Here is a 26,698-nt window from a genome sequence, read left to right as displayed (position 1 = left end):
AACAGCACCCGCCGGCGGAATGGTTGCTACTGTCGGTGTATCATTAGTCTCCGTCGTTCCTGATACATCAGTCACGTCCAATCCAGCTGGTGTTTTACCAGTTACCGTTGCCGTATTGCTGTATGTACCCGCATCAATATCGGCTTGAGTTAAAGTATGAACAGCAGTAAGTGTTACGCTTGCGCCTGGAGCCAGACTTGGAACCGGAGAACCTGTTACCACTGCATTCGCGTCCGCAACCGCAAGATTGCTTAAGGTGACATTACCTGTATTTTTAATCACCAGGTTATATTTTAAAACACCTCCTGCAACCGACGGAATGGCTCCATCAATCGTTTTGACCAATGTTACACCCGGTAAAATAGAAATATTAACATTTGCAGTTGCAGTTTGAGCAGTTGGAAGTTCAGCACTGTTAACACTGGCCACATTACTAATTTGTCCGCTCGCAGCAGTAGGGTTGCCATTGCTATTCAGATCACTTTGCTTTACTATATAAGAACCTGTATAAGTCCACACTTCATTCTTCTCCAGTATCTGATCTGTATTGCCACCTGTTTTTGCAGGATTTGACAAAACACCACCAAGTAAAGCGTCTGTAACGACAACATTATTTTGATTTGAATTCCCGGTATTTTTAACAACTATCGTATAAGGAATGAGATCACCAGCCTGACTTACGGTCACCGTTGGTGTTGTTTTTGTGATACTCACCGAAGAACACACAGGTACAGTTGCGGTGATCGTAAATGCATTACCAACGCATGTTCCCGCAGTCGTCGAGGTTGGAGTAACCGTATATACAATGGTCTGAAGAATATTGCTTTTATTAATCAGCGTCTGACTAATACTGTTGCCTGAACCGGCAGATGCACCAGCTACTTCTGGATTGTTGTTGACCGTCCATGTAAAAGTTGAAGGCACACTGTTTCCACCTTTACCTGTGTTATTCAGATTTGATGTTTGGATATTATAGTTAACCACGCCATCACATGCTACAGTAACTGCATCATTGAAACCATTTGGACTGCTATTTATCGTTACTTTCACGGCAGTTCTTACCGCACTTTCGCAACCATTTAAAGTTTGCGTAGCATAATAGGTCGAACCATTTACCAGCGTGTTAGTTGAAGCCAAAGCCGTCCCGCCACTTGATGCTGAATACCATTTAATTGCTGTACCTGCCGCAACAAGATTAGCCACAGTAGCATGCTCATTCTCACAGAAAGTCTGATCAGATGCTGTTGGCGCTAACGTCTTAGTGACAGTTATTGTTGCTGACGATGTAGCTGGCACACATGGGGTAGTTTGTCCGACACTACTCACTGTAAAAGTTCCCGAGGCGGTAGGCGTACCAGATATTATCAGCTTTTTGGCTACAACATCGTTAACAGCGGTCAATCCAGTCGGAAGAGTTGTGTAACTCACGTCTGTAGCCGATCCTCCCCACGCAAATTCAATAGGCGTAATCGCGGTGGTCTCGCAAACTGTCTGGTTAACGTTTCCTGTCGTTGTTAATGTAGCCGAAGGATTGATATTTACACTTGCACTAACTGATGCCGGAGAACAGGTTGAGGATTGACCTAGAGTTGATACGGAATAGGTTCCACTAGTTGTTGGTGTACCACTAACAGTTAACACTTTGCCATTTTTAGATGCAGTTAAACCGGCAGGTAATGTAGTATAGGAAACATCAGTTGCACTTCCACCCCAGGTATAGGTCGAGCTTATCGATGTGCCCGCACATACTATTTGATTTTCGCCCGATGCCACTAATGTTGGCGCTTCATTTATCGTTACTGTTCCTGCTACACTCACAGCATTACAAGGTGTAGTTTGTCCCGTTGTGGAAACCGTATAACTTCCGCTAGCGGTTGGAATCCCGCTTATGGTTAAAACACTACCACTCTTCGAAGCAGATAGCCCGGCAGGTAATGTTGTGTAAGAAACATCTGTTGCACCGCCACCCCAGGTATAGGTTGAACTAATTGCCGTTCCGGCACATACATTCTTTGTATTCCCACTTGCTGTAAGTGTTGGCGCCTGGTTTACCGTGACACTATAAGTCGAAGATTTTGGACCGTTGGATCCATAAGCTATCGCAGTCACCGTCGCTGTTCCATAGAAATCAGATGCCCAGGTAACTGTGCCTGTTGCTGTTCCTACGTTAGATGAGGTTGTCATTGCCGATGTAACTACCGTTCCGGCAGTATTCGGACTTACTGCGAAAGCCATAGAGGTGGCAAAAGCAGAACTTGCGGTATAGGTGTTTGCACCTGTTCCCTGACAGCGGATATTGGTTCCTGAAGTAAAAACAGGAGCCACAACATCAGGGGCAATATTGACTGTTACAATAGCATCGTCGCACGTAAGCGTGCCGTTGATATTAGTACAAATGGAGTAAGTAAATGTATCCTGTCCATAATATCCGGCAGCGGGTGTATAGGTTAGTGTTCCATTTGCGTTCTTTACGATTGTACCATGCGCGGACGAGGTAGGTACTGTATAAGACGATAAAGAGGCTTGATTGTTGGGAATATCATTGTTTAGCACATCAATAACTACGGGCACACCTAAAGTTGTGGCCGCCAGATCGTCATTGGCCGTCACCAGTGTAATGAACTTTGTATTAAATGCCAGAAAAGCAGGATCACTGCTTCCCCCTAGCTTATAACGCAATACAAGAGGTTTCTGATAATTAAAGGAAGTGATTCCAAAAGCACTGGCATCGGCGGCCCATATCCGGATGGGTCTGTCTGTCTTAATAAATCCCGGTTGTATAACTCCTGTATTTGGGTTATAAAAATCCGGAAGCCAGTTACCCATAGACGATATCGCAGATTGATCGATACTAATTTTGTTCCCAACCAAAATACCATTGGCATCTTCAAAATACACTTCATCTAAGGCACCTGTGGCCTGGGCAACCTGTGTAATTACAATATCGGGAATACCATCGCCGATCTGAGAATCATCAGCAATTGCACCAAAGTTGAAACTCAAAGGCTGTGCTGTAGAAGGAATATTGGTGATACAAGAGCCCATATCAAGACCTCTCGTTCCCCTTGTAAGAATCTGCGATACTGTAACCGGAACTGTGTAGGGATAAACTCCTCCGTTATCTACGCCATCCTCCAGCTGACCCAGCCCGACAAAATTCGATGCCGTGCCTGGCAAAGGAATGTCTTTAACGGGAAATGCCTGATAACTTCCTGGAGTGAAACTTATTTTTGTTGCAAGTAGTAAATCGTTAACTCCGGTAGAATAATTTACACCATTCCATTTAAAGCCCAACAGGTTATGCTTATTATCAGGTTGCACTGAATTAATTGCACCGACAGCAGAAGTCCAGTATCCTTTGTAGTCTGTGTATAATGCACTTGCACCATATTGTGCAGCAACTTCTGACCGCCCAAGTAACATGAGCGATAAAAACAGTGTGATAATTTTAAAAAAATTGGATGATTGATTTTTACAGCGTTCAATTTTATTCATTACTTCCTACCGGAAAGATTCCTTATATATAATAAAAGTTAGACGTTACTGATAAATGCAGATCATCTTATATGTATACCAAACCGTAAATTTCTCCAGATTCCAACAGTACCACTATATATTGATTGTGAATACGTTCAGACAAGCTGTAGATTTAGGGGATACATATAGGGCGACAACAGCACATTCTGAAAGCAGGCAATGAATATCTCTTAACGAGTATTTCAAAAGCACATAAACACACTCTTTTCTGTATTACCAATACTACAAAGTAAATAAATAATGATCTTATTTTTAAACCCCTTCTTGAGTAGTGCGGACTCGCATCGTAATTATTTGATAATAATCAACAACTTTTATTTCACAACTCCGTTCAGGTACGTAGAGCAGCAAGTAAAAAATGAAAAGAGGGTAATTGCTTCGGAATGAAGCATATCAACAGTGGTATCAAACAAATCATTGATGATTTTACCGTTAAGGCAAACTTTTTGATTCCAAACCGTATATTCGGAGCTAGCGCTCTATTACAGCTTTCCGATAGTAATGGTCAAACTGCCAGTTGAATCTAGCGGGACTTCATAGGTACCACGAGCGGATAGCTTTTGATTATGGATCATGTAACGATCGGACGAACCTGCGTCGACCATCTGTTTAATCCTTAATATTGCCTTTGGCGTATGCGGTGTAGCTATACCTAATTTTAAACTAACAGTTTTGCTCAATGCATTATAATTTGCGCTTTCAATAGTACCTGCATCGGTTGTAATCCATAATCCGGCAGGAGCAACAAATAGTGCAGATTTAGCCGATGTAGTGAGGACTACATTGATGTCATTACCCTTCTGTGTAATATTCCCTCCGAATGATAACCACCCAAATTCTTCGTGATTGATAAGATAGGTCGCGGTATTGATGGCATAGCCAAAAAATCCGGATCCATAATCGCCCGAAATGCCGTCGTTCGCCAAAGTAGACGGGTAAGCATGAAATGCAGCCGGCGCAAAGCCTTCTTGCGTGATATTCGAGATAGCACCCATCAGGCCTGCATAACCTGCGCGTAACAGATAAAAATCTGCGGGATTTTTTCGATAATCTGTCAACACGGGAATCGCATTAAGTGCCGATCCATAGTGATGAATCATCCGCTCCACCCGTTGTAACTTTCCACCATACAGAAAATCCCAGTACCGGCGGGCATTTCCATTATAAGCCCAATGTGGCATAACCGGCATATATGCCAATATCGCATCTAGGGTAACTTTCGCTTTATCCTCATAACCAAAATAGTTCGACCACATATACACTTCCTCCTGCCCTGTCGAATCCCAGGGCATTTCGCTTCCAAACGGATATTCCAACGACCGCCAGTGATCGGCTCTTGTTTTCATCACTTTCTCCAGCTTCGCTGCCTCTTCCAGCATCCCCTCATTTTTAAGGTCGTTCAGAATCAGGTAAAATACCGTTCCCTCCATTTGGCCAAACTGTGCATAGTAAGGCGCAATCGCTACCATAGCCAAACCTGTCTCCGCAGCATCAATTAAATGCTGCTTCCAGGTGCTTGCATCCACCAAACCTTGATAATTCCTGGCCAGGCGATACATTACCCAGTGGGCAGCTGCAACATGTGGGTAGTTATAAGATCGCCCCAGGTTGTCCGCTTCCTTTTTAGGCCATGCCGACCAGGTTTTAAAATTCAATGAATTTGAATAGGTTCCTTTGGGAAGTGAGTCTGGCGCATAATAAAATAAGCTTTTCCGTACCCCATATTTCTTAGGCCCATCTTTAAGTTGAATTCTGCCGAACATTACCGTATCCACAAAAGTCTTCATTTTGTCAACCTCTGCTTGATCAGGCCTGACCAATTGTTTCATGATAGCGCCTAACCACGATCCCGCACCACCTTCATCACTTAAGCCAGCAATCCATGCCCGATTATCTTGTCTAACCTGTTCCTTTTTCTCATTGTCATAAGTAATTATCGAGGGACTACGTTTAAAAATTGAATCTGGGTCACTAAACCATTGTTTGGTGGTTAGAAAATGTCCATAGCTATCGACCACATCCTCTTCAGATTCGATAATCTTATAGCTGATCGTCTGCGTTAAACCGTCCTGATAGGTAACCGACAATCTTGCCCTGCCCCATGTCATTCCTTTTAACTGATAAGCTTTCCATCCGTTTTTGGTGCTTGGCAATGCTTTGGTCTCAATCGCCTTATCGGGAAAAACACTAATGGTGCGTACCTCCTTAGGGTATTTCAGAAAAAGCTTTCCAGTTACATTTTTGGGCAGCACATAGCCCGGTACCGAAATCGCTACCGGCTTATGAAGCTGAATCAGTCGTTGCTCAGTATCCTTTGCACTTCCTGAAACCACGAGCTGTAGCGCGTAATTTTTGGTTTCACCTGGATTAATTACGGCTGACGTAGGAATGTTCCATGGGTTTGCATTTTTCCACTCATTTTCCGCAAATGCTTTACTGTGTACCATCCATTCATAAAACCCTTCAAAGGCAATGCCCCTGGGTGTGTTATCGTCGTTTAATGGATTATAGGCCTCAAAGGAGATATTCTTTACCGGAATCACTAACAAAGAAGGGGCTTGTCCACTCAATCTGGTAACCTGCAGATAGCCGGAATCGTTTCCGATATAAGGATCATAAAATACATTTTTGGCATGGGTCTGCTCCAGCGTTCTCCCTTCCAGAATATTGTCAAAAATCATCGGAATACCCAGAGCTCCAATCTCTACAGCACGCTCAGATTTATTTTTGATCTGGAAGCGGAGCACCAGCTGGCCGCTTTTCATCTCCCAGATTCTGATAATTTGCAATGGAATATCGGCCGGAAGAGTTGGATCTAAACTGGCGGCAGCAATTGCCCGCGGAACTGCAACACTTTTTACAGGCTGTCTTTTTGCTGCCGTGCTATAACTTTTCCAGTTACTTTCACCCGAAAAACGTAATCTTAAGTTAATATCTCCCAGATGATAAAGCCCATCGCTGCTGCGCACTTTTAAACTATCAGAAGGTATAAAATCGAAGTTTCTGGTCGATTTAGGTTGCAAACCCGCTACAGTCTGCGAGGAATTTACCAACTTTAATATTAAAGCGCCAGCATCAAAGGTCGAAATGCCGTTCTCCAAACCTAAATTTGATGGCTGTTTGGATAGTTTTTGCCAGGGTGATTGAGCAAAAGCCACTGCACTAAACCATCCGATGATGACCAAGATTAAGGCTATATTTCTATTAAATCTGATTAGGCAGGGTAAATAAATCTTCTTCATAAATCATGGTGTGCAGTACCGCACCTTCCATAAAAGTATGCTTAAAATATCAAAAGAGCCAAATTTGTATTCTACGGGTGAAAAAATGAGAAGAATGGGATTATATCGGATTAAATCCCTCGCCAAAAAAATATAATATGATAGCAACCGAACATGGAATCATGCCCGCCGCTTGAAATTAACTGATAAGGAATGACGACTATTCCACTTTGTTATCTTGTGGCAACGATACAAAAACCTTTTCAGATCCTTTATTTGCAGGTGCCATTTGATAGAACAGAAACCAATAAGTAAATATCATGATCAGCAAACCTAAAAGCAGATTATAAATATCTTTATTTTTCATAACAGCTTCGTTACAAAAACAATGCCGACATCATTACCAACCCGAAATTGTTTTAAAATTGTGCAAATAATTCTAAAACTGTTAATAACCTCAGTTTTTAGGTTCGATACATGAACAAAAACCCGGATTAAAACATTTCTATCCATAGCGTGTTTACAACGCATCAGAATAAGCTTTTATGAATAACAATTTACCCCTTACCGTTAAGCGCTCTATAGAACTTATCGGACTAATGGCACTGGTGACTGTCCTCGTTATAGGTCGCGACATTATTATGCCGATATTGATGGCTTTTTTCATCAGTATCATGTTACTTCCCGTATATAGGTTTTTAAAAAGGAAGAAATTCCCCGAATCTCTGGCGATTATCCTACCCATTATGCTGGTTGCAATTTTTGTAGCCTTAATTGTCTGGTTCTTTTCTAATCAAATAGGCGTTCTGGTTGAGGATTTTCCACAAATCAAAGCAAACGTAACACAACACATTAATTCGCTCAGCGATTGGATAAGCAGGATTACCAAATACAATAGTGCCGATCAGAAAGCTTTTATACAGGACAAAAGCGATGATTTAATGAATATGGGAACATCGCTTGCCGGTGGTGCTGCAGTAACCTTAAGCGGAATTTTTGTCTTTATCGGACTGCTTCCAATCTACATTTATCTGATGCTTTTCTATAAAGATATTATTTTGCGATTCATATTTATGTGGTTCAAGCCTGATCACCATCCAAAGGTAAAGGATGCGATATTTGAAACCGAATCGATCATCAAAAGTTATCTTCTCGGATTGTTGATTCAAATAACCTATATGACCATCCTTTTAGGAGGAATACTCATGCTTATCGGTATAGAACACGCACTATTGATTGGGGTAATTTTCGCTATACTTAACCTGATCCCCTATGTTGGTGCCTTAGTTGGAAATATTATCGGTGTACTGTTAACGCTTGCGTCGTCACAGGAAATTGCGCCGGTGCTTTATGTCCTTGGCGTAATTGCTCTAGTTCAATTTCTTGACAACAATATACTCATGCCACGAATTGTCGGTTCCAAAGTTAAGATTAATGCCCTGTTTGCCATTCTTGGCGTATTTATCGGTGGTACGGTTGCAGGCGTTTCAGGAATGTTCCTTGCCTTACCAATTATCGCTGTTTTGAAGATCATATTCGATCGCACAGACATGTTCAAACAATGGGGTGTTCTTCTGGGCGACGAAAGGCCGGCGAAAAGTCCGATGACATTTTCCAGCTTCAGGAAAAAGAAGCCTGTACCTGTTAAAAATGGTACCGAAAAAGAATAATCAACACCCTATATAATATGAAAAAAACATCTTTGATATTAAGTACTATTGCAATCTTGCTTTCCGCATGCGGCTCTGATGATAAAAACAAGGTTAACGAAAGTGATACTACACTTTTATCAGAAAAAACCAGCGCGACTATAAAGGCTGATCCGGTGACTGGCAAATTCATGTTAAACGGTGAAGCTAAACTCGGTCAGCCCATCAGTATAAAATTCACAGTGTACAATAATTCTGATACTGTGGTTAAATTCTGTAAATGGCATACACCTTTTGAAAAGCTATCCAGTAAATATCTTGATGTTGCATTAGAAGACCATACCGATATCAGTTACCTAGGCCCTATGGCAAAAAGAATGATGCCTCCTCCAGCTGACAGCTACACAACACTAAAAAAAGGCGATAGTACGAGCACAGATTTCAATTTAGCAGAAGGATACGCTATTACAAAAGCAGGTTCCTATACCATAAAATATAATGCCGCAACCGTTAGTGGTGTTGTTGTACCCGACAGCCTGAAAGTCACTGTAGTAAATTAATATTTAGATCATGTAATTAAAACCATTCGTATGCATCTAATGTTTAGTAAATACTTAAAAACGAAAAACATGGGACTATTAAAAACAGCTATATTAGGTGCTGCAGTATATGCGGGCTTTAAATATGTAACCAAAAAAGATCCGGTTACTGGAAAATCAATCGTTGACGATATCAAAGATAAAGCGCCGGAATGGAAAGAAAAAGCTAGAGACTACAAGCGCGAATTCGAGACTAAACTTTCGTACGCGAAAGATGATCTGGGTATTTAACCCACTCGCATGAGCATAAAAAAGTCGCCGTTGGATGAAAACCAACGGCGACTTTTTTATTTTATCCGGCATCTCAAATCTCACGTTTCAAATTTGAGCCTACATCCGTTCCGGAGAAATAATGCCCAAAATCAGCATACCGGAATTAATGATATCAGCAGTTTTTTTACAAAGGTTTAAACGGAACTGTTTCTCTGCCCCTTCTTCCATTTTAAGAATATGCGGCACCTCGTGATAAAATTTATTGAACAATTTGGCCAGTTCATATAGATAATTGGCTAAACTAGCCGGACTATAAGCCTTAGCCGCAATAGCAATTTCTGCAGGGTATTTAGCCAGCAACAAAATCATCTCCAATTCTACAGGCAAAATTTCAGATGGTTTCGTTGCAGTTACCCCATAGTTAGCTTTCGCCAGTAAAGATTTTATCCGGGCATGCGTATATTGAATAAATGGCCCTGTGTTACCCTGAAAATCAATACTCTCTGCCGGATTAAATAGTAATCGCTTTTTAGGTTCTACCTTTAAAAGGAAATATTTCAATGCCCCTAAACCAATATTTTTGTAAAGGGCTTCCTTATCTTCCTCTGCAAAGTCACTGGTTTTTCCCAGTTCCTCAGTTTTTTCCCTGGCGGTAGCAACCATGCTTTCGATCAGCTCATCAGCATCTACTACGGTCCCTTCACGGCTTTTCATCTTGCCATTTGGCAAATCAACCATGCCGTAAGATAAATGATATAAACCTTTAGCCCAGCTTTTACCCAGTTTCTCCAGTATAAGGAACAAAACCTTAAAGTGGTAATCCTGCTCATTTCCCACTACGTAAATCGACTCATCCATATTGAAATCATCGTGTTTCATTTCTGCTGTCCCCAAATCCTGTGTAATGTACACCGAGGTACCGTCCGCACGTAATACCAGCTTCTGGTCTAAGCCATCTTCAGTTAAATCTATCCAAACAGAACCATCTTCTTTCTTAAAGAAAACGCCTTTTGCTAAACCTTCTTCAACGGTACCTTTTCCCAGTAAATAAGTGTTACTCTCATAGTAAAACTTATCAAAATCCACACCCAGGTTTTTATAAGTCACATTAAAACCTGCGTAAACCCATTCATTCATGGTTTTCCAAAGAGAAACCACTTCCTCATCTCCCTGCTCCCATTTCACAAGCATTTGCTGAGCCTCCTTAATCAGTGGCGCATTCTTTTTCGCTTCTTCCTCGGTCTGTCCTTCCGATTTTAATACATCAATTTCCTTTTTGTATTCTTTATCGAAAATAACATAATATTTACCAACCAAATGATCGCCTTTCAAACCAGCACTTTCAGGCGTTTCACCATTGCCCCATTTCTGCCAGGCCAGCATCGACTTGCATATATGGATTCCCCTATCGTTGACTAAATTAACCTTCACAACATCATACCCGTAAGCTTTCAACAGTTCAGACACTGAATAACCCAAAAGATTATTTCTCACATGCCCCAAATGCAGTGGTTTGTTGGTATTCGGCGAAGAATATTCAACCATTACTTTTTTACCATTCGAGGGATAAACGCCAAAATCCGGAGATAATACTTCTTCGTTGAACTGATTAAGAAAGTAGCTTTCGGCAATACTTAAGTTGAGAAACCCTTTAACCACATTGAATCGGGTAATGTTCTGTACGTGAGTTACCAGATATTCTCCAATTTCAGTTGCAGTCTGCTCAGGCGATTTTTTAGATATTTTGGTAATCGGGAATACAACGATCGTTGCCTGCCCTTCAAACTCTTTACGGGTTTCCTGTATATTGATTACACCTTCAGCAACTTCCTCCTTATATAGTTCAAAAATTGCTTTCTGTGCTTCGGTAATAATAAAATTCATGGCGTAAAAATAGGGATTAAAGCGGAAAGCTGAAAGACCAAAGCGGAAAGACTAGCGCATTCACACAATCCTTGTACCTGCTTCCTGATACAACCTACTTGATTCTACCTAAAATTCTAATAGCTTTGTAACAACTAACTTATTTATGAGCGACCAGAATACAGATTTTAAACTAGGCGTAAGTACCGAAATTGGCCGGTTACGTAAATTATTGATCCATAGCCCTGATAGTGGCCTGGGCAAGGTGGTACCCTCTAAGGCGCAAGACTGGCTTTTTGAAGATATTGTGCATTTAGACACGATCCGCAAGGGGGAATACGACTATTACATCAAGCTGTTAATGTATTTTCTTGACCCTGAAAAAATCAAAGGAAAGCTTGGTCATATCGATTCCGAAGCGGGAAACCGGAATTTCTTCAAACCTAATCATCCTGACTTTCACCATTCAACATCAGTAATAGAAATTCAGAATCTATTAAGCGAGATGCTGGAAAATGAGTCAATCCGTAAAAAATTAGTCGCTGCAGTTTGTGCCATAGAAGGTTGTACCTATAAGGTTCAGATGCAGCTTACCAACACAGACCCTAAAGAGCTTGCTGAGATTTTCATATCCGGAACGCTGGCCAATGATACGATGATCTTTGCGCCGATTCCAAACCTGATATTTACCCGCGACGTAGGTACAACCATAAACAACCACATTCTTTTAAATAAACCTGCAAAGAAAGCACGTGTTCGCGAAACACTTTTAATGCGCTACATCTTTTTTAATCATCCCCTGTTTGCAAATTACCAGGATAAGGTATTGGAAATTCCTGATGTAACCATGCATTTTCTGCGACCTGGAGATGAGCCTGCTTTTAGTACCACTTTGGAAGGTGGTGATGTGATGATGGTAAGTCCGAATCACGTGCTCATTGGCTGCAGTGAGCGTACTTCCGAGCATGGCGCTAATGAAGCGATAAAACTGCTGTTTGAAAACGATGTGGTAGAAAAGGTTACGGTAGTTAAAATACCGAGTAAACGTGATTATATGCACCTGGATACCGTTTTCACGCAGGTAAAACGCGATACATGGGTAATCCTGAATTCAATTGCCCACTCCCCGAAATACAATCCTTATGAGCCCATTAATTTTTTAAAAGAACCCGAGAAGCTCGAAGCCACCACAGCAATTCAGTTTACAAAAGCTAACCCTCAGGCACCGAAACATTTCGAGCATGTGGAAGCCTTATTAAATGATATCAGTCAGAATGATTTAAAAAGTACCAAGCCAACCAAAATCATTTATAGCGGAAATAATACTTTTCCATATGATTCAAGGGAGCAATGGACCGATTCGTGTAATCTCCTGGCGATAAAAGAAGGCGTAGTGTTAGGGTACGACCGGAATGATAAAACGGTAGAAGCTTTCAGGGATGCCGGCTTTGATGTTGTTGATGTAAAAGACTTAATTCAGGATTTAGAAAGCGGCAAAGCCGATATTGAAACCATTACAGATACGTTAATTTTGATGCCTTCCGCAGAATTATCACGTGCACGCGGAGGCTTTCACTGTATGAGCTTACCAATATTGAGGGATAATTTAAGTTAAAGAACACAAAATGCAAACAACCAGTCACCTATTAATGATTCGCCCGGTAGATTTCAAATTCAACGAGCAGACCGCCGAAAACAACAAATTCCAGGTAGCATCTGGCAACGCTGATGTTCAGGCACAAGCACTAAAGGAATTTGACGATTTTGCGGAATTGTTAAGAATTAACCATATTGATGTGAAGGTAATTGATGATACCTTACAACCCGAGACACCTGATTCAATTTTTCCAAATAACTGGGTTTCGTTTCATGAAGACGGATCGGTTTATCTTTACCCCATGTTTTCTGAAAACAGAAGACAGGAGCGCAGGCGGGAAATCCTGGATGAGTTAAGTAAACAATTCGACATCAAACATATCAACGATTTAAGTTTCTATGAATATCAGGAAGCCTATCTGGAAGGAACTGGCAGTATGGTGTTGGATCGGGTAAACAAAATTGCCTACGCCTGCCTGAGCATCAGAACAGATGTGAGTGCGCTGAATAACTTCTGCCAGCTGGCCGAATATAAATCCGTGATTTTTCATGCTGTTGATGGAAGTGGATTCCCGATCTACCATACCAATGTGATGATGTGTATTGGCGATCGCTTCGCAGTGATCTGCCTCGATTCAATCCCTAATCAGCACGAAAAAAGTTTTGTAAAACAAGTGCTAAGTAGTACGGGTAAAGAAGTTATTGAGATTAGTCTGGACCAGATGAATCATTTCGCGGGAAATATGCTACAGGTTTCTAACAGTGATGGCGAAAATTTATTGATCATGTCGGCACAGGCCTACAATTCTCTAACCACCGAACAGATCCAGGCCCTTGAAAAATACAACCGCATCATTTATGCAGCGATAAATACAATTGAAACAAATGGTGGCGGAAGCGCCAGGTGCATGCTAGCAGAAATCCATTTGCCTCAAAAGTAAGCAGGATCATTTCCGCTATTCCGATAAGTTTTACTACTTTCGCCGAAAATCTGAATAGCAATATGTCTTTAGCACAACAACTACAAACACGATCTGGCAATAAATGCGAGTTGTGTACTTCAACTAAGCACTTATCTGTTTATGAAGTACCGCCAACAAGCAATGCAAATGCCGACAATAGCATTCTGGTTTGTAATATCTGTTTAAATCAGATTGAAAAAAAAGAACAACTTGATTCCAGTCACTGGAAAGCCTTAACTGAAACCATGTGGTCGGAGTTTGCACCTGTACAAGTGGCAGCCTGGAGAATGTTAAGCCGGTTAAGAAACGAAGGCTGGGCAGCTGATAGTCTTGATATCTTATACCTTGATGATGAAACTTTAGAATGGGCTAAAAAAACCGGCGATCACGAGCAAGAAGGTACAGTAGAATTCCACCAGGACAGTAATGGAACCCGGTTGTATGAGGGTGATACTGTCGTATTAGTCAAAACACTGGATGTTAAAGGATCTACCCTAAGTGCAAAACTAGGTACTGTGGTTAAAAATATCCGGCTGGTTCATGATAACACGGAACAAATTGAAGGTAAGGTAGAAGGTCAAACCATCGTGATTCTCACAAAATACCTAAGAAAAGGTTAGTATATTACTGTCGCTGCCCGACATCCTGTCTCTGGCAGCGACAGCCATTAATGCTACCACACCGGTGGTGCATAAAAATTCTGCAAATTTTCGCAGTCAAACCCATATCTGGTTAACAGCGTAACAGCATCCCCGATTTTATCAATACTCGAATCAATTCTTAAAATTTTATCCGAATCTGCCAGGTCGACGCTCCAGGTGGCGCCGGAAAGTAAATTATTCAGGTGATGGGCAATTTTGTTCAGTTCAACTCCTGTTTGAATGTTCGTTTTGAAAATCGAGATCATAACGTAAAATTTAATCGTTTTTGTTAAGGTTTACAGGGGTAGACGGCTGAATGACGGAATTACTTTAAAAAAAATGAAAATAATTAGCATCGTATTTTTCCTATGATCAGTTTCCTTACCGTAAAAATATTTTCAATAAAGATTAATTCTCGATTTAAAATTACATTTTTGCAAAAATTATTAATAACTAAATGCAGAGTTACTCAGAATTTCTCGATCTAAGCGTTGGCTTTCCGCAGGAAGGCTTTGATGTGTTGGATGATGAATTATATTTTCAGGATCTAAACCTGATGGAAATGATTGAAACCTATGGTACTCCCCTACGTTTCACTTACTTACCGCTGGTAAGTAAGAAAATTCAGCAAGCGAAAATTCTTTTCCAGACTGCCATACTAAAGAATAACTACCGCGGTGATTATAAGTATTGCTATTGTACCAAAAGCTCGCATTTCAGGCATATTGTTGAAGAAGCACTGAAGAACAATATCCACCTGGAAACTTCTTCTGCTTTTGATATGCCAATGGTAGATGCCCTGGAGAAAAAAGGTCACTTAACAAAAGATACTACCATTATCTGCAATGGCTTTAAAACTTATCAGTACAAGCAATATATTATCGATATGTTGCACGACGGTTATAAAAACATCATCCCGGTTTTAGATAATAAGGAAGAATTTAACCTGTATGACGATGAGGTGGAAATGGAAGAGCCTTGCAACCTCGGTATCCGGATTGCAGCGGAGGAACAACCTGATTCACAATTCTATACTTCACGTTTAGGGGTACGTATGGAAGATGTAATCGATTTTTATAATAATAAAATTGTTCATAACCCAAATTTCAAGGTGAAGTTACTTCACTTTTTTATCAATTCGGGCATAACCGATTCTCCCTATTACTGGAATGAACTGGAAAAATATGTAACCCTGTACTGCAAATTCAAGAAAATCAATCCTGATTTGGATACGCTGGATATTGGCGGAGGTATGCCGTTCAAGGATTCACTGGTATTTGATTTCGACTACGAATACATGGTTAACGAGATCGTGAAAAGGATCAAGGAAATCTGTGCTATTCACGATGTGATGGAACCAGATATCATTACTGAATTTGGTAAGTATACCGTGGCAGAAGCTTCAGGCATTTTATATAAAGTATTAGGGCGTAAGCAACAAAACGACCGTGAGCGTTGGTTAATGCTTGATGGTTCGTTCATTACGAATTTACCTGATGTTTGGGCATTAAATCAAAAATACATACTTCTTCCAATCAATAACTGGGACGCTGAGTACGAGCGTGTCAACTTAGGTGGTATTACCTGCGATGGTCAGGATTACTATAACCAGGAAGCACATATGAACAGTGTATTTATGCCTAAAACACGTAAAGTTCAATATTTAGGTTTCTTCCATACTGGTGCCTACCAGGAGGTATTAAGTGGTTACGGAGGTATTCACCACTGTTTACTTCCAAGTCCGAAACATGTGCTAATCCGCCGGAACCGCGATGAAAGTTTCAACTTTGAGGTTTTCGGAGAAGAGCAAAATAGTAAGCAGGTATTGAAGATTCTGGGTTACTAGATTCGACAATAAAGATCTTTGATTAAAGCGCCGGGTAATCACTCAGCGCTTTTTTTGTTCGTCGGTCACCATGAGGTACGAAATATTTCTTTGTAGTATTTTCTTTGTTAACTTAGCAGAAAGTTAAAAAACTAGCACGTTATGAAATTCGGACAAGTAGAAGACCCTTCCATTATAGATTTCACCCTACCGGCAGATGCGCCGGAAACAGCCGCGATTTTAGCTGCAAATAAACCCAAACAAAAGTTTCACGGATCGGTGGGTTGTGCAAAATGGAACAAAGCTGATTTAAAAGGTTTTTATCCAAAAGGAACCAAAGATGAGTTGACCTATTATTCTACTCAATTTAATTCAGTCGAACTTAACTCTACTTTTTATGGCATGCCAGTGAGCGATCAGATAATTACCTGGAAAGAAAAAACACCTGCTGACTTCAGGTTTTTCCCCAAATTAACCAATACCATAAGTCATTTCAAAAGGTTAATCAACGTTAAGGAACCTGTTGAACAGTTTTGTGATGCCATCAGCAACTTCGAAGACAAGCTGGGAATGGCCTTTCTTCAGCTGCATGATAATTTTAAACCGAAAGATTTTGACAGGTTAAAAACAGTGGTCAACGAATTTCCAAAAGTGATTCCCTTAGGCGTGGAAGTTCGAAACAAAGAATGGTTTTCCAACCCAGCCATTGCAAACGAATTTGCCCAGCTATTTGAAGAGAAAGGCATTGCCAATGTCATTGTGGATACTGCCGGACGCCGGGATATGCTTCATATGAGGTTAACAACCCCAACGGCTTTTATACGCTATGTGGGTGCCAATCACGAAAGCGATTATTCCAGATTAGATGAATGGGTAGACCGTATCGCGAGCTGGAAAGAACAAGGACTTCAAAATCTCTACTTCTTCGTTCACCAGAATGTGGAGCTGGCTTCTCCCCTTCTGTCTGCCTATTTTATTCAAAAATTAAATAAAGCCATCGGAACAGATTTGAAGATTCCAAAAATGGCTGATGACAAAAACCCACCAACTTTGTTTTAAGAATAAAAAAGGTCTTGCGGTGTTAAAACAGCAAGACCTTTATCATTAGTTAGCCACCTGTAAACGTTGCCGTTTATACAAAATAGTACTGGCTAAGATCAACCCAAGCACCACAACCCCCAAACTAAAGGGAAAAAGATAGCTCATACCAAATCCGGTTGATATCGCGCCCAGCAGAGGCCCGGTAATGCCTAAGGAAAGATCTATGAACAACCCATAATTCCCCAACGCCGATCCCTGACTGGAAGCCGGAACCAATCGAACCGCTTCTACCCCAAGCGCCGGAAAAACAAGAGAAAAACCCAATCCCGCGATACCAGCTCCGATAAAAGTAAAAGTCGGATTTACGGATAGCGCAATGATGCTTAATCCGACCACTTCCATGCTTAAGCATGCAATAGCCGTTTTCATACCACCATATTGATCAATGGCCCTGGCAAAGATTAACCTGCCCAAAACAAACATCACACTAAAAATCGACAGGCAAAACACTGCCCCGGCCCAGTGTAAATAAGAATAATAAATAGTGATGAAAGTAGAAATCGCTCCAAAACCTATTCCGCCTGCAGCTAAACACAAGCCATAGGGCGTAACCTTTTTTAAGACGTGCAAAAATGACTGTGGTGCCTCTTTACTTGTTCCAATAATATTCACCTTGCTGTTAGCATAGGCCAACCCCGCTATACCAATTAGAATAATAAATATGGCGATGTACTCCATACCAAATGAGTTACTAATCAGTACCCCTAATGGAGCACCGGCAGCGAGTGCGCCATAATTGCCAATTCCGTTATAACTGATGGCCTTGGCTGTGTGTGCTGGCCCCACTTTGAATATAGCCCAATTAATCGGACTAGCGCCAACCAAACCTTCGGCAAACCCGGTAATCAATCGCATAATCACCAGAAGTATTAAGCTTAGCACTCTATACTCACTTAAAAAAGCTACAGCTAAAAGCACCATGCCGCTGATAATAAATCCCGCCATACTCATTAAAACGGCAGGTTTAGGTCCCTTCTTGTCTACAAGTTTTCCGGCAAAACCACGAAACAGAAAAGTTGCAGCATACTGCAAACTGATTACAATTCCGGCAATCATCGTACTAAAAGCCAGATTACCATGTAAGTACTGAGGCAAAACAGCTAATGTTAATCCAATGGTGAAATAGCCCAGGAACGTGAAGGCTACATAGCTGACAATGGTTAAATTAATATTCCTGATATGGGATTTCTCGGATTCGAAAGGCATAACAATAATTGAAATGCTAATTTCCTCAAAATCCTGCAATTGTACATACTAAAATAAAGAGTATGACTTTCAAAAAACACTTAGTGTACATTACACACTAACGAACGCTTTACGATCGCTGATAAACCGACTCAATCGCTTTCGTTTCTTCCTCTCCGGGCATAATGTTATAGGATGAAAAAACAATTTTATTTTCATCAATAATCTCCAGCTCCGTGCGCCAGCCGAAAAGCTGATCGCCATATTCCGGATTTCCCCATGAACCTGTTATGGTAAAACCATTCGCTGTAGCCTCCCCTTTGGCCTGCATAATCTGCGTTCCCATATGAAAACTATCAATCCAGCTAAAGGTAAATTGCTGATAAGGAATATCAAAACCGATAATCATTTTACCTGATAATGGCTTCCCATTCAGGCTGCTGGTGTAGTCATAAGAGATAAACCTGCCATCCAGAATAGCCGAAATTTCAGCTTCAGACGGAGATTCGTCAGCAAGCACCTCTGGTTCAAACCAGGTTTTGGTAGTTCCGGTCCACTTTCCAATTAAATTATTGAGTCTATGGTGAGCACCATCAATTATTGATTGCTCAAATTTGTTCTTTGCCATATTCAAATATAAAAAATATTGCGTCAATCTTCAGCGAACAAAAATGTAGTACGAACTCTCAAATTCTGTCAAAAAATTAAAGGAATCAATATAATTCCAACAGAAAACATTACAATTGTAATCTGATGCTAAACGTTGAAAATTTAAATATCGATTTCTATAACCAGGAAGAAAAAACCTGGTTTAAAGCAGTTAAGCAAATTAGCTTCAATATAAAAAAAGGAAGTGTTCTTGGCATCGTAGGCGAATCAGGTTCGGGAAAATCTGTTACTTCTTTTTCGGTTATGCGCTTGCATGACGAACGTACAGCTAAAATTACGGGCGAAATTAATTTTAATGGCATCAGCATCCTGAATCTTAGTACCAGCGAAATCCGCCAGATCAGGGGAAATCAGATTTCTATGATTTTCCAGGAACCAATGACCTCCTTAAATCCTGTTTTTACCTGTGGTGAACAGGTTATAGAGGCCATTACATTACATCAAAAAGTAGACCGCCGGACAGCCAAAAGCAAAGCCATTGCGCTTTTTAATGAAGTTCAGCTTCCCAGACCTGAAAAGATATTTGAAAGCTACCCGCATCAGATATCCGGCGGCCAGAAGCAACGCGTGATGATTGCGATGGCCCTTAGCGCGAATCCAAAACTACTGATCGCCGATGAGCCGACTACCGCACTAGATGTCACCGTTCAGAAAACCATTCTTCAGTTATTATTAAAACTCAAAGAAGAAAGGGATATGGCCATGATATTTATCTCGCACGACTTAGGGGTAATTAAGGAAATTGCAGACGATATTGCGGTGATGTATAAAGGGGAGATTGTTGAACAGGGTTCTGCAGAATCAATCTTCCGGCATCCACAACACCCATATACCAAAGGACTCCTCGCCTGCCGCCCTTCTCCTGCCCTGCAACTCAAAAAATTACCTGTAGTTGCCGATTTTTTAACTGGAAAAATTGAGGATAGCCACGCTCATTTGCAGACGTCAAATCAGTTTACAACAGAAGAGATTGCATTGCACAGGGCAAAGCTCTATCAACAGGCCCCACTACTAAAGATCGAAAAATTGTGCACCTGGTACCCGGTAAGAAATGGTTTTTTTGGTAAAACAACTGATTATGTTAAGGCCGTAGATGAGGTTAGCTTTAGCGTTTTCCAGGGTGAAACACTGGGATTAGTCGGAGAATCCGGATGCGGCAAAACCACGCTCGGGAGAACGATACTGAGGCTCATTCAGCCTACATCAGGCGATATTATTTTCAACAACCAAAACATAACTGACATAAGCAGCACGGATCTCCGGAGATTACGCCGGGACATACAAATCATCTTCCAGGATCCCTACGCTTCTTTAAATCCAAAACTTACAGTCGGACAATCAATTCTGGAACCACTTCAGGTTCATAAAATGTTCAGCAACGATGCGGAGCGTAAACAAATAGTACTTGAACTACTAAACAAGGTAGGCTTAAAAGAAGAACATTTCAACCGCTATCCACACGAATTTAGTGGTGGTCAGCGCCAGCGGATTGTTATTGCAAGAGCACTGGCATTAAAACCGAAGTTTATCATATGCGATGAATCAGTATCAGCCCTCGATGTATCCGTTCAGGCCCAGGTGCTTAATCTGCTTCGGGATTTGCAACAGGAATTCGGCCTGACTTACATCTTCATATCGCACGACCTGGCGGTAGTAAAACACATCTCCGACCGGATCCTGGTCATGAATAAAGGAAAAATTGAAGAAGAAGGTTTTCCGGAACAAATATTCTATGCACCCAAAGCTGCTTACACTAAAAAACTGATCGATGCCATTCCCGCCAGCTAGAAACTTTACAATACTATTTACCGCACTAATGCTATTTACTTATTTTAGGTCTGAAGCCCAAAACAAGCTACAAATTATATCAGATAATTATATTTTTGAACAGGCCCCCTTTGAGGCTTGTCACGCATCAACTCTGGTGGCACTTGATAATCAAACGATCATGGCAGCCTGGTTTGGCGGTAAGCATGAGGGTAGCAATGATGTTTCCATATGGTCATCCCTATTCCGCAAAGGAAAATGGAGCACCCCTGTAGAAATTGCCAATGGCATACAAAATGATAGTTTGCGTTTACCCACATGGAATCCTGTACTGTTCAAAACAAAAAACGGCATCCTGTATCTGCACTATAAAATTGGTCCCAATCCACGAAATTGGTGGGCTGCATACAAAACATCTATTGATAAAGGAAAAAGCTGGTCGAAGGCTGTTAAACTACCGGACGGTTTTTTGGGCCCGATAAAAAATAAACCGATACAACTCCGCAACGGCGATATACTCTATCCCTCAAGCACCGAAAGTCAGGATGAAAAAATCTGGAATATCCACATTGAAAAAACAGATGGAAAAACAAAGAACTGGAAGAAGATCACAATTGATTGCGATACCTTTGGTGTGATCCAACCTTCAATTCTTAGCCATCCGGGTGGCAGGTTGCAGTTGTTGTGCAGAAGCAGACAAAATGTAATTGTAGAAAGCTGGTCTGCAGATGACGGTGAAACCTGGTCGAAGCTTAAAGCAACAAAACTACCCAATCCCAATTCTGGAAGCGATGCGGTTACCTTGCAGGATGGGCGGCAACTGCTGATTTACAATCCGCTATCTGCTGGTAAAAACTGGTGGGAAGGCCGTTCTGTGTTGAAGTTGGCCATTTCAAATGATGGTGAAAACTGGACCGATATCTATACGCTTGAAAACCACGATAAAGGTGAGTATAGTTATCCGGCGATCATTCAAGATGGTAAAGGAGTCATCCACCTTAGCTATACTTCTATCAGAAAAAAGATCAAATACCTGAGCTTTACACTCCAATAAAACAGTCTTCTGCATTTTCCATCACATATTTTCCATTCTTCATTTTACCTAATCTCCCCATCTTTTCTGTATCTTCGGTAAATTCAGTTTTAGCGTATGGCAAAGAAGAAATCGGCGAATATAAAATTAGTTCTTAATCAATTGGTTAGTGATGTTTTTGAGAAGAATAACAACCAGCCTTTAAATTATAAGCAGGTTTCGGCCAAGTTAAACTTAAATGACCAGGAGTCGAGAGAAACTATTCTCGAAATATTAAAAGAAGGAAAAGGCAACGGTATTTTCCTTGAGCCTGAAAAAGGCAAATTCAGATTGAAAGAGCTTCAAAACTTCATCATTGGAACGGTTGATATGACAGCAGACGGATCTGCCTACATTGTGCCTCAGGATGAGTTTGAAAAAGACATATTTGTTGCCCCAAGAAAGCTTAAAAATGCGCTTCATGGCGACACCGTCAAAGCCTATGTTTTTGCAAAGAAAAGCGGCCGCAAAAATGATGGTGAAGTGGTAGAAATTATCAAACGCGCAAAGTCCGACTTTACGGGTGTGATCAAAATATCCGATCGCTTCGCTTTCGTAATCGCTGATGATAAAAAAATGATGCACGATATCTTCGTGCCGCTTGCCGACACGCATGGAGCAAAAAGCGGCCAACGGGTATTGGTATCATTAACCGATTGGCCTGAAGGTGTTAAAAATCCTATTGGTATCGTAAAACATGTTTTAGGAAACCAGGGCGAGAATAACACAGAGATGAATGCAATCCTTGCGCAATATGGCTTTCCATTAGAGTTTCCTGCGCAGGTAGAAAAAGAAGCAAACGCCATTCCTGAGGAGATACCTGCAGCGGAGATAGCCAAAAGAAAAGATTTTAGAAAGGTACTTACTTTTACCATCGACCCGGCCGATGCAAAAGACTTTGATGATGCCATTTCGTACCAGAAACTCCCGAATGGCAACCACGAAATTGGAGTTCATATCGCCGATGTTTCGCATTATGTGATTCAGGGAACAGAACTCGATAAAGAAGCTTACAGCAGGGCGACATCAGTATACCTGGTCGACCGGGTAATCCCCATGCTTCCCGAGCGCTTAAGCAACGGAGTATGTTCTCTCCGCCCTCATGAAGACAAACTTTGTTTTGCAGCTGTGTTTGAGCTGGATGAGCAGGCAAACATCAAAAATGAGTGGTATGGCCGCACAGTTATTCACTCAGACAGGCGGTTTAGCTACGAAGAGGCACAGGAAGTAATTGAAAATAAGGCAGGCGACTATGCAACTGAAATATTGAAGCTAAATGAACTGGCCTATATCCTGCGCGACCGAAAATTCCAGAATGGTGCCATCAGCTTTGAAAGCACCGAAGTAAAATTCAAACTCGATGAAGCAGGAAAACCCATCGGTGTATATGTTAAGGAGCGTAAAGACGCCCATAAACTTATTGAAGACTACATGCTTTTAGCTAACCGAAAAGTGGCAGAATTTATTGCTACAAAGGTTAAAGGAAAAAATAAACTCACCTTTGTTTACCGGGTGCATGATTCTCCTAACATGGAAACCTTAAACACCTTTGCTACATTTGCCTCCCGCTTTGGCTATAAAATCAATACTAAATCAGATAAGGAGATTGCCAAATCCCTTAACTATTTAATGGCAGATGTTGAAGGCAAAAAGGAACAAAATATCCTTACCTCGCTGGCTATCCGCTCCATGGCAAAAGCAATTTACTCTACAAAAAAAACAAGCCATTATGGCCTAGCCTTCGAATATTACACCCATTTCACTTCTCCTATCCGCCGGTACCCGGATGTAATGGCGCACCGTCTGTTGCAGAGCTACTTAAACGGCGAAAAATCAGCTGACGCTGAGTTCTTCGAAGTGGCTTGCGTACATTCATCGGCTATGGAGAAAAGGGCTGCCGATGCTGAAAGGGCCTCAATTAAATATAAACAGGCCGAATATCTTGAAAACAACATCGGAACCGAATACAAAGGAATTATTTCGGGTGTAACCGAATGGGGAATGTATGTAGAAATTGAAGAAAATAAGTGTGAAGGCATGATTCGCCTGCGCGATATATCTGACGACTTTTATGTATTGGATGAGAAAAACTATTGCATCGTAGGTCAAAGAAAGAAAAAGAAATATCAACTGGGCGATGAAGTGATGATTCGCGTAAAAAAAGTTGATCTTTCTAAACGTCAAATTGATTTTACACTAATTCCTGATTAAAAATTAAGACATTTGTGCCCGAATTCACAATGTTTAAGCAACGCATGCACACAACGGAACAACTACAACAGATCTTAGATACAGCAACACAAAACTTAAAGTTTCCCGATCATCCCAAACAACTCTATGATCCGATTACCTACATCATTAATCTCGGAGGGAAACGTGTTCGTCCGCTGCTGGTGTTGATGGCTACCGAGCTGTTTGGTAAAGATGCCAATGAAGCCGTCCATGCAGCAATGGCCATTGAAGTTTTTCATAACTTCACCCTTGTTCATGATGACATTATGGACAATGCACCATTACGCAGGGGAAAACAAACGGTACATGAGAAATGGAGCATTAACACAGCCATTTTAAGTGGCGATGTGATGATGGTAGAAGCCAATAAGAACCTCGCCAAAGTTAATCCTGTTTTCCTGAAGGATGTATTGGATACATTCAATGCTACGGCACAGGGTGTATGCGAAGGTCAGCAACTGGATATGGAATTTGAGCATCGTGATGATGTGAGTATTGAGGAATATATTAACATGATCCGCTTAAAAACGGCAGTTCTGCTTGGCGGCGCACTAAAACTCGGCGCCATTATAGCCGGTGCGTCGGAAAAAGAAGCCGATTTGATCTATCAGTTTGGAGAAAATATAGGAATTGCGTTCCAGTTACAGGATGATATTCTGGATGTATATGCTGATCCGGAAAAATTCGGAAAACAGGTAGGTGGAGACATCATTGCCAACAAGAAAACATTTTTATTGTTAAAGGCATTCGAGCTGGCAGAAGGTGATGTAAAAGAATCACTTGATACCTGGACCACCTATAAAGATTTCGATGTCAAAGAAAAGGTAGCAACGGTGAGGAACGTTTACGATACCCTGGATATCCAGAATATCGCAAGAGAAAGCATGAACCGTTACCTGGACAAAGCCTTAAATCTTTTTGAGCAGATTTCCGTAAGCGATGAAAGAAAATCAAACCTGCTTAACCTGACCAACCAGTTAATGGCCAGGGAATATTAAAATCTCATCTGGATATCAATACTACTACAAAATAAAGGACTGTCCCTTTCGAGGCAGTCTTTTTGTTTATTCATTTTTGGGTTAAGCTTTTCTGAGTGTACATGTCATCCAGAAATCAGAAATATTTATTGTGAAACACATCCCCTTCGGATATTCTTCGGATATCAGACAGATTCATGACACTTACTCCTGACCAAAACGTGATGAGAAAGCCTTCGAAATGATCATTTTATCATCGGTACGTTAAAGTTTGCTCGCATTCATTTAAAAACAAAAAAGGGTATCCAAATAAATGAATACCCTTTTCAGTAATTATGGAGAACTAATTATTCTGCAACTGCAGCTTCTTCAGTAGCTTCGTCTTTTTTAGCAGCTTTTTTTGCTGGTGCTTTTTTAGCAGGTGCTTCAGCAGCAACATCTACAGCTTCAGTTTCTTGTTTTGCAACTGGTGCTTTTTTAACTGGCTCAGCTACAACTTCAGTTTCAACATAAGGAAGAATAGAAACGTAAGATTTGTTATCAGCTTTCTTTCTGAAAACAACTGTTCCATCAACCAATGCGAATAAAGTATGATCTTTACCAATACCAACACCTTTATCAGGGTGGTGTTTTGTACCACGTTGACGTACTATGATGTTTCCTGCGATAGCTAACTGACCACCGAAAACTTTAATACCTAAACGTTTACTATGCGATTCACGTCCGTTCTTCGAACTACCGGCTCCTTTTTTGTGTGCCATGATTTTATATTTTGTAACTCGCTAAAAAAAGCGAATTATTGGGTTAACAATTAATTATAACGTGATATCAGAGATCTGAATCTTAGTGAAAAACTGGCGGTGACCATTTTTCTTTTTATAACCTTTTCTACGTTTTTTGTGGAAAACGATTACTTTATCACCTTTTAAATGAGATACGATCTTAGCTGAAACTTTAGCACCTTTAACTGCAGGAGCACCTACAGTGATAGCACCACCATTATCAACCAACAATACATTATCAAATTCAATACTAGCGCCTTCATCTCCTTGCAATCTGTGTACAAAAAGGTGCTGGTCTTTAGCAACTTTAAATTGCTGCCCTGCTATATTTACTATTGCGTACATTGTTTAAATATTAGTTTTTTAATTTTTATTTAACGAGGTGCAAATATAGAACAAATTCAATTAACACACAAACACATATCAAAATTATTTTATGTAATTTTCACCTGCGGGGCATTGTGCTTTAATCCGTCAGTTTAACCGTCCTTTTAATTGTCACACGTTATATATACATATAGCTCTAATATCAAACCCAAATAGAATCAATGCCTGCATTTATTATACAGATTGACTATTAAAATAAACCCTCCACACGCCGCGTATTCATAATCTATACCGAGACCCAAAACAGTATAAATGAAAAAAAATTAAAATATTTTCATTTTCCTATTGACAAATTAAATTTTGTTACTACATTTGGCTCATTCAAAAACAGAAAATGAAATTATTCAACACATATTACTTTGGTTACTTTTACTTTTTTAGTAAGAGCCGGGGCTAATATGCAAAAAGATATATAAAAAT

The 26,698-nt window shown here is 40.7% G+C and carries 20 protein-coding genes; 12 read left to right on the top strand and 8 right to left on the bottom strand.

Going from position 1 to position 26,698, the window contains the following annotated elements; all coding sequences use genetic code 11:
• Positions 1 to 3,423, bottom strand: a 3,423-nt coding sequence (locus tag R2Q80_RS17875) for a beta strand repeat-containing protein (protein ID WP_316800913.1), incomplete at its 3' end; no start/stop codon positions are given.
• Between the two features lie 596 nt (positions 3,424 to 4,019).
• Entirely contained in the window at positions 4,020 to 6,779 is a 2,760-nt protein-coding gene (locus R2Q80_RS17870) for a DUF5695 domain-containing protein (protein WP_316800912.1), read from the bottom strand.
• Between the two features lie 524 nt (positions 6,780 to 7,303).
• On the opposite strand from R2Q80_RS17870, the gene R2Q80_RS17865 reads away from it, so the two are divergent.
• The 3 genes from R2Q80_RS17865 (at position 7,304) to R2Q80_RS17855 (ending at position 9,237) form a co-directional block, all read left to right on the top strand.
• Entirely contained in the window at positions 7,304 to 8,428 is a 1,125-nt protein-coding gene (locus R2Q80_RS17865; RefSeq protein WP_316800911.1) for an AI-2E family transporter, read from the top strand.
• A gap of 17 nt (positions 8,429 to 8,445) precedes the next feature.
• Positions 8,446 to 8,967: a protease gene (locus tag R2Q80_RS17860; RefSeq protein WP_316800910.1), complete on the top strand. Its 522-nt coding sequence runs from the start codon at positions 8,446 to 8,448 to the stop codon at positions 8,965 to 8,967.
• A 69-nt stretch (positions 8,968 to 9,036) separates the two neighbouring features.
• Positions 9,037 to 9,237 (top strand): YtxH domain-containing protein, encoded by a 201-nt coding sequence (locus R2Q80_RS17855; protein WP_316800909.1) that lies wholly within the window; start codon positions 9,037 to 9,039, stop codon positions 9,235 to 9,237.
• Positions 9,238 to 9,336: 99 nt separating this feature from the next.
• Here the strand turns inward: R2Q80_RS17855 and argS are convergent, their stop codons facing one another.
• Positions 9,337 to 11,103 (bottom strand): arginine--tRNA ligase, encoded by a 1,767-nt coding sequence (gene argS, locus R2Q80_RS17850; protein WP_316800908.1) that lies wholly within the window; start codon positions 11,101 to 11,103, stop codon positions 9,337 to 9,339.
• A gap of 145 nt (positions 11,104 to 11,248) precedes the next feature.
• Here argS and R2Q80_RS17845 point away from each other — a divergent pair, with 145 nt between their 5' ends.
• From R2Q80_RS17845 to R2Q80_RS17835, 3 genes are all read left to right on the top strand, one after another.
• Positions 11,249 to 12,697, top strand: coding sequence for an arginine deiminase family protein (locus R2Q80_RS17845; RefSeq protein ID WP_316800907.1), 1,449 nt, complete (start codon positions 11,249 to 11,251; stop codon positions 12,695 to 12,697).
• Between the two features lie 10 nt (positions 12,698 to 12,707).
• Positions 12,708 to 13,619, top strand: coding sequence for a citrulline utilization hydrolase CtlX (gene ctlX, locus R2Q80_RS17840; RefSeq protein ID WP_316800906.1), 912 nt, complete (start codon positions 12,708 to 12,710; stop codon positions 13,617 to 13,619).
• 62 nt (positions 13,620 to 13,681) lie between these two features.
• On the top strand, positions 13,682 to 14,260 hold the full coding sequence (locus R2Q80_RS17835) for a PhnA domain-containing protein (RefSeq protein ID WP_316800905.1): 579 nt from the start codon (positions 13,682 to 13,684) through the stop codon (positions 14,258 to 14,260).
• Positions 14,261 to 14,313: 53 nt separating this feature from the next.
• On the opposite strand, the gene R2Q80_RS17830 is transcribed toward R2Q80_RS17835, so the two are convergent.
• Entirely contained in the window at positions 14,314 to 14,547 is a 234-nt protein-coding gene (locus tag R2Q80_RS17830) for a hypothetical protein (RefSeq protein ID WP_316800904.1), read from the bottom strand.
• A gap of 191 nt (positions 14,548 to 14,738) precedes the next feature.
• On the opposite strand from R2Q80_RS17830, the gene R2Q80_RS17825 reads away from it, so the two are divergent.
• A complete protein-coding gene (locus tag R2Q80_RS17825; RefSeq protein WP_047799113.1) occupies positions 14,739 to 16,127 on the top strand; it encodes an arginine decarboxylase in 1,389 nt (462 codons plus the stop codon).
• A gap of 141 nt (positions 16,128 to 16,268) precedes the next feature.
• Positions 16,269 to 17,165 (top strand): DUF72 domain-containing protein, encoded by an 897-nt coding sequence (locus R2Q80_RS17820; RefSeq protein WP_316800903.1) that lies wholly within the window; start codon positions 16,269 to 16,271, stop codon positions 17,163 to 17,165.
• Between the two features lie 45 nt (positions 17,166 to 17,210).
• On the opposite strand, the gene R2Q80_RS17815 is transcribed toward R2Q80_RS17820, so the two are convergent.
• Positions 17,211 to 18,413 (bottom strand): MFS transporter, encoded by a 1,203-nt coding sequence (locus R2Q80_RS17815; RefSeq protein WP_316800902.1) that lies wholly within the window; start codon positions 18,411 to 18,413, stop codon positions 17,211 to 17,213.
• 109 nt (positions 18,414 to 18,522) lie between these two features.
• The gene (locus tag R2Q80_RS17810) at positions 18,523 to 19,020 is read right to left on the bottom strand and encodes a DUF1579 domain-containing protein (RefSeq protein WP_316800901.1); all 498 of its coding nucleotides are present in this window, start codon (positions 19,018 to 19,020) and stop codon (positions 18,523 to 18,525) included.
• A 125-nt stretch (positions 19,021 to 19,145) separates the two neighbouring features.
• On the opposite strand from R2Q80_RS17810, the gene R2Q80_RS17805 reads away from it, so the two are divergent.
• The 4 genes from R2Q80_RS17805 to R2Q80_RS17790 all read left to right on the top strand — a co-directional run bounded on the left by R2Q80_RS17805 (position 19,146) and on the right by R2Q80_RS17790 (position 25,130).
• Positions 19,146 to 20,849, top strand: coding sequence for an ABC transporter ATP-binding protein (locus R2Q80_RS17805; protein WP_316800900.1), 1,704 nt, complete (start codon positions 19,146 to 19,148; stop codon positions 20,847 to 20,849).
• Between the two features lie 160 nt (positions 20,850 to 21,009).
• Positions 21,010 to 21,882, top strand: a complete 873-nt coding sequence (locus tag R2Q80_RS17800; RefSeq protein ID WP_316800899.1) for a sialidase family protein — start codon at positions 21,010 to 21,012, stop codon at positions 21,880 to 21,882.
• Positions 21,883 to 21,978: 96 nt separating this feature from the next.
• Positions 21,979 to 24,111: a ribonuclease R gene (gene rnr, locus R2Q80_RS17795; RefSeq protein ID WP_316800898.1), complete on the top strand. Its 2,133-nt coding sequence runs from the start codon at positions 21,979 to 21,981 to the stop codon at positions 24,109 to 24,111.
• Positions 24,112 to 24,155: 44 nt separating this feature from the next.
• On the top strand, positions 24,156 to 25,130 hold the full coding sequence (locus R2Q80_RS17790) for a polyprenyl synthetase family protein (protein ID WP_316800897.1): 975 nt from the start codon (positions 24,156 to 24,158) through the stop codon (positions 25,128 to 25,130).
• A 326-nt stretch (positions 25,131 to 25,456) separates the two neighbouring features.
• On the opposite strand, the gene rpmA is transcribed toward R2Q80_RS17790, so the two are convergent.
• Positions 25,457 to 25,870 carry a 50S ribosomal protein L27 gene (gene rpmA / locus R2Q80_RS17785; RefSeq protein WP_316800896.1) on the bottom strand — a complete coding sequence of 138 codons (414 nt, stop codon included), beginning with the start codon at positions 25,868 to 25,870 and terminating at the stop codon, positions 25,457 to 25,459.
• A 54-nt stretch (positions 25,871 to 25,924) separates the two neighbouring features.
• A complete protein-coding gene (gene rplU / locus R2Q80_RS17780; protein WP_039476071.1) occupies positions 25,925 to 26,236 on the bottom strand; it encodes a 50S ribosomal protein L21 in 312 nt (103 codons plus the stop codon).
• Positions 26,237 to 26,698 lie beyond the last annotated feature (462 nt).

It is taken from the genome of Pedobacter frigidisoli (genome assembly GCF_032678525.1).
Lineage (GTDB): Bacteria > Bacteroidota > Bacteroidia > Sphingobacteriales > Sphingobacteriaceae > Pedobacter > Pedobacter frigidisoli_A.
The sequence above is the reverse complement of the archived record's forward strand: the minus strand, read 5'-3'. Positions and strand labels throughout refer to the sequence as shown.

What these genes read in the sequence shown, in the direction of transcription:
- R2Q80_RS17820 (WP_316800903.1), top strand. Translation starts at nt 16,269, where the DNA reads ATGAAATTCGGACAAGTAGAAGACCCTTCCATTATAGATTTCACCCTA.
- R2Q80_RS17800 (WP_316800899.1), top strand. Translation starts at nt 21,010, where the DNA reads ATGGCAGCCTGGTTTGGCGGTAAGCATGAGGGTAGCAATGATGTTTCC.
- R2Q80_RS17830 (WP_316800904.1), bottom strand. Translation starts at nt 14,547, where the DNA reads ATGATCTCGATTTTCAAAACGAACATTCAAACAGGAGTTGAACTGAAC.
- R2Q80_RS17810 (WP_316800901.1), bottom strand. Translation starts at nt 19,020, where the DNA reads ATGGCAAAGAACAAATTTGAGCAATCAATAATTGATGGTGCTCACCAT.
- rpmA (WP_316800896.1), bottom strand. Translation starts at nt 25,870, where the DNA reads ATGGCACACAAAAAAGGAGCCGGTAGTTCGAAGAACGGACGTGAATCG.
- ctlX (WP_316800906.1), top strand. Translation starts at nt 12,708, where the DNA reads ATGCAAACAACCAGTCACCTATTAATGATTCGCCCGGTAGATTTCAAA.
- R2Q80_RS17855 (WP_316800909.1), top strand. Translation starts at nt 9,037, where the DNA reads ATGGGACTATTAAAAACAGCTATATTAGGTGCTGCAGTATATGCGGGC.
- R2Q80_RS17815 (WP_316800902.1), bottom strand. Translation starts at nt 18,413, where the DNA reads ATGCCTTTCGAATCCGAGAAATCCCATATCAGGAATATTAATTTAACC.
- R2Q80_RS17835 (WP_316800905.1), top strand. Translation starts at nt 13,682, where the DNA reads ATGTCTTTAGCACAACAACTACAAACACGATCTGGCAATAAATGCGAG.
- rnr (WP_316800898.1), top strand. Translation starts at nt 21,979, where the DNA reads ATGGCAAAGAAGAAATCGGCGAATATAAAATTAGTTCTTAATCAATTG.
- R2Q80_RS17805 (WP_316800900.1), top strand. Translation starts at nt 19,146, where the DNA reads ATGCTAAACGTTGAAAATTTAAATATCGATTTCTATAACCAGGAAGAA.
- R2Q80_RS17790 (WP_316800897.1), top strand. Translation starts at nt 24,156, where the DNA reads ATGCACACAACGGAACAACTACAACAGATCTTAGATACAGCAACACAA.
- R2Q80_RS17845 (WP_316800907.1), top strand. Translation starts at nt 11,249, where the DNA reads ATGAGCGACCAGAATACAGATTTTAAACTAGGCGTAAGTACCGAAATT.
- rplU (WP_039476071.1), bottom strand. Translation starts at nt 26,236, where the DNA reads ATGTACGCAATAGTAAATATAGCAGGGCAGCAATTTAAAGTTGCTAAA.
- R2Q80_RS17865 (WP_316800911.1), top strand. Translation starts at nt 7,304, where the DNA reads ATGAATAACAATTTACCCCTTACCGTTAAGCGCTCTATAGAACTTATC.
- R2Q80_RS17860 (WP_316800910.1), top strand. Translation starts at nt 8,446, where the DNA reads ATGAAAAAAACATCTTTGATATTAAGTACTATTGCAATCTTGCTTTCC.
- R2Q80_RS17825 (WP_047799113.1), top strand. Translation starts at nt 14,739, where the DNA reads ATGCAGAGTTACTCAGAATTTCTCGATCTAAGCGTTGGCTTTCCGCAG.
- argS (WP_316800908.1), bottom strand. Translation starts at nt 11,103, where the DNA reads ATGAATTTTATTATTACCGAAGCACAGAAAGCAATTTTTGAACTATAT.
- R2Q80_RS17870 (WP_316800912.1), bottom strand. Translation starts at nt 6,779, where the DNA reads ATGAAGAAGATTTATTTACCCTGCCTAATCAGATTTAATAGAAATATA.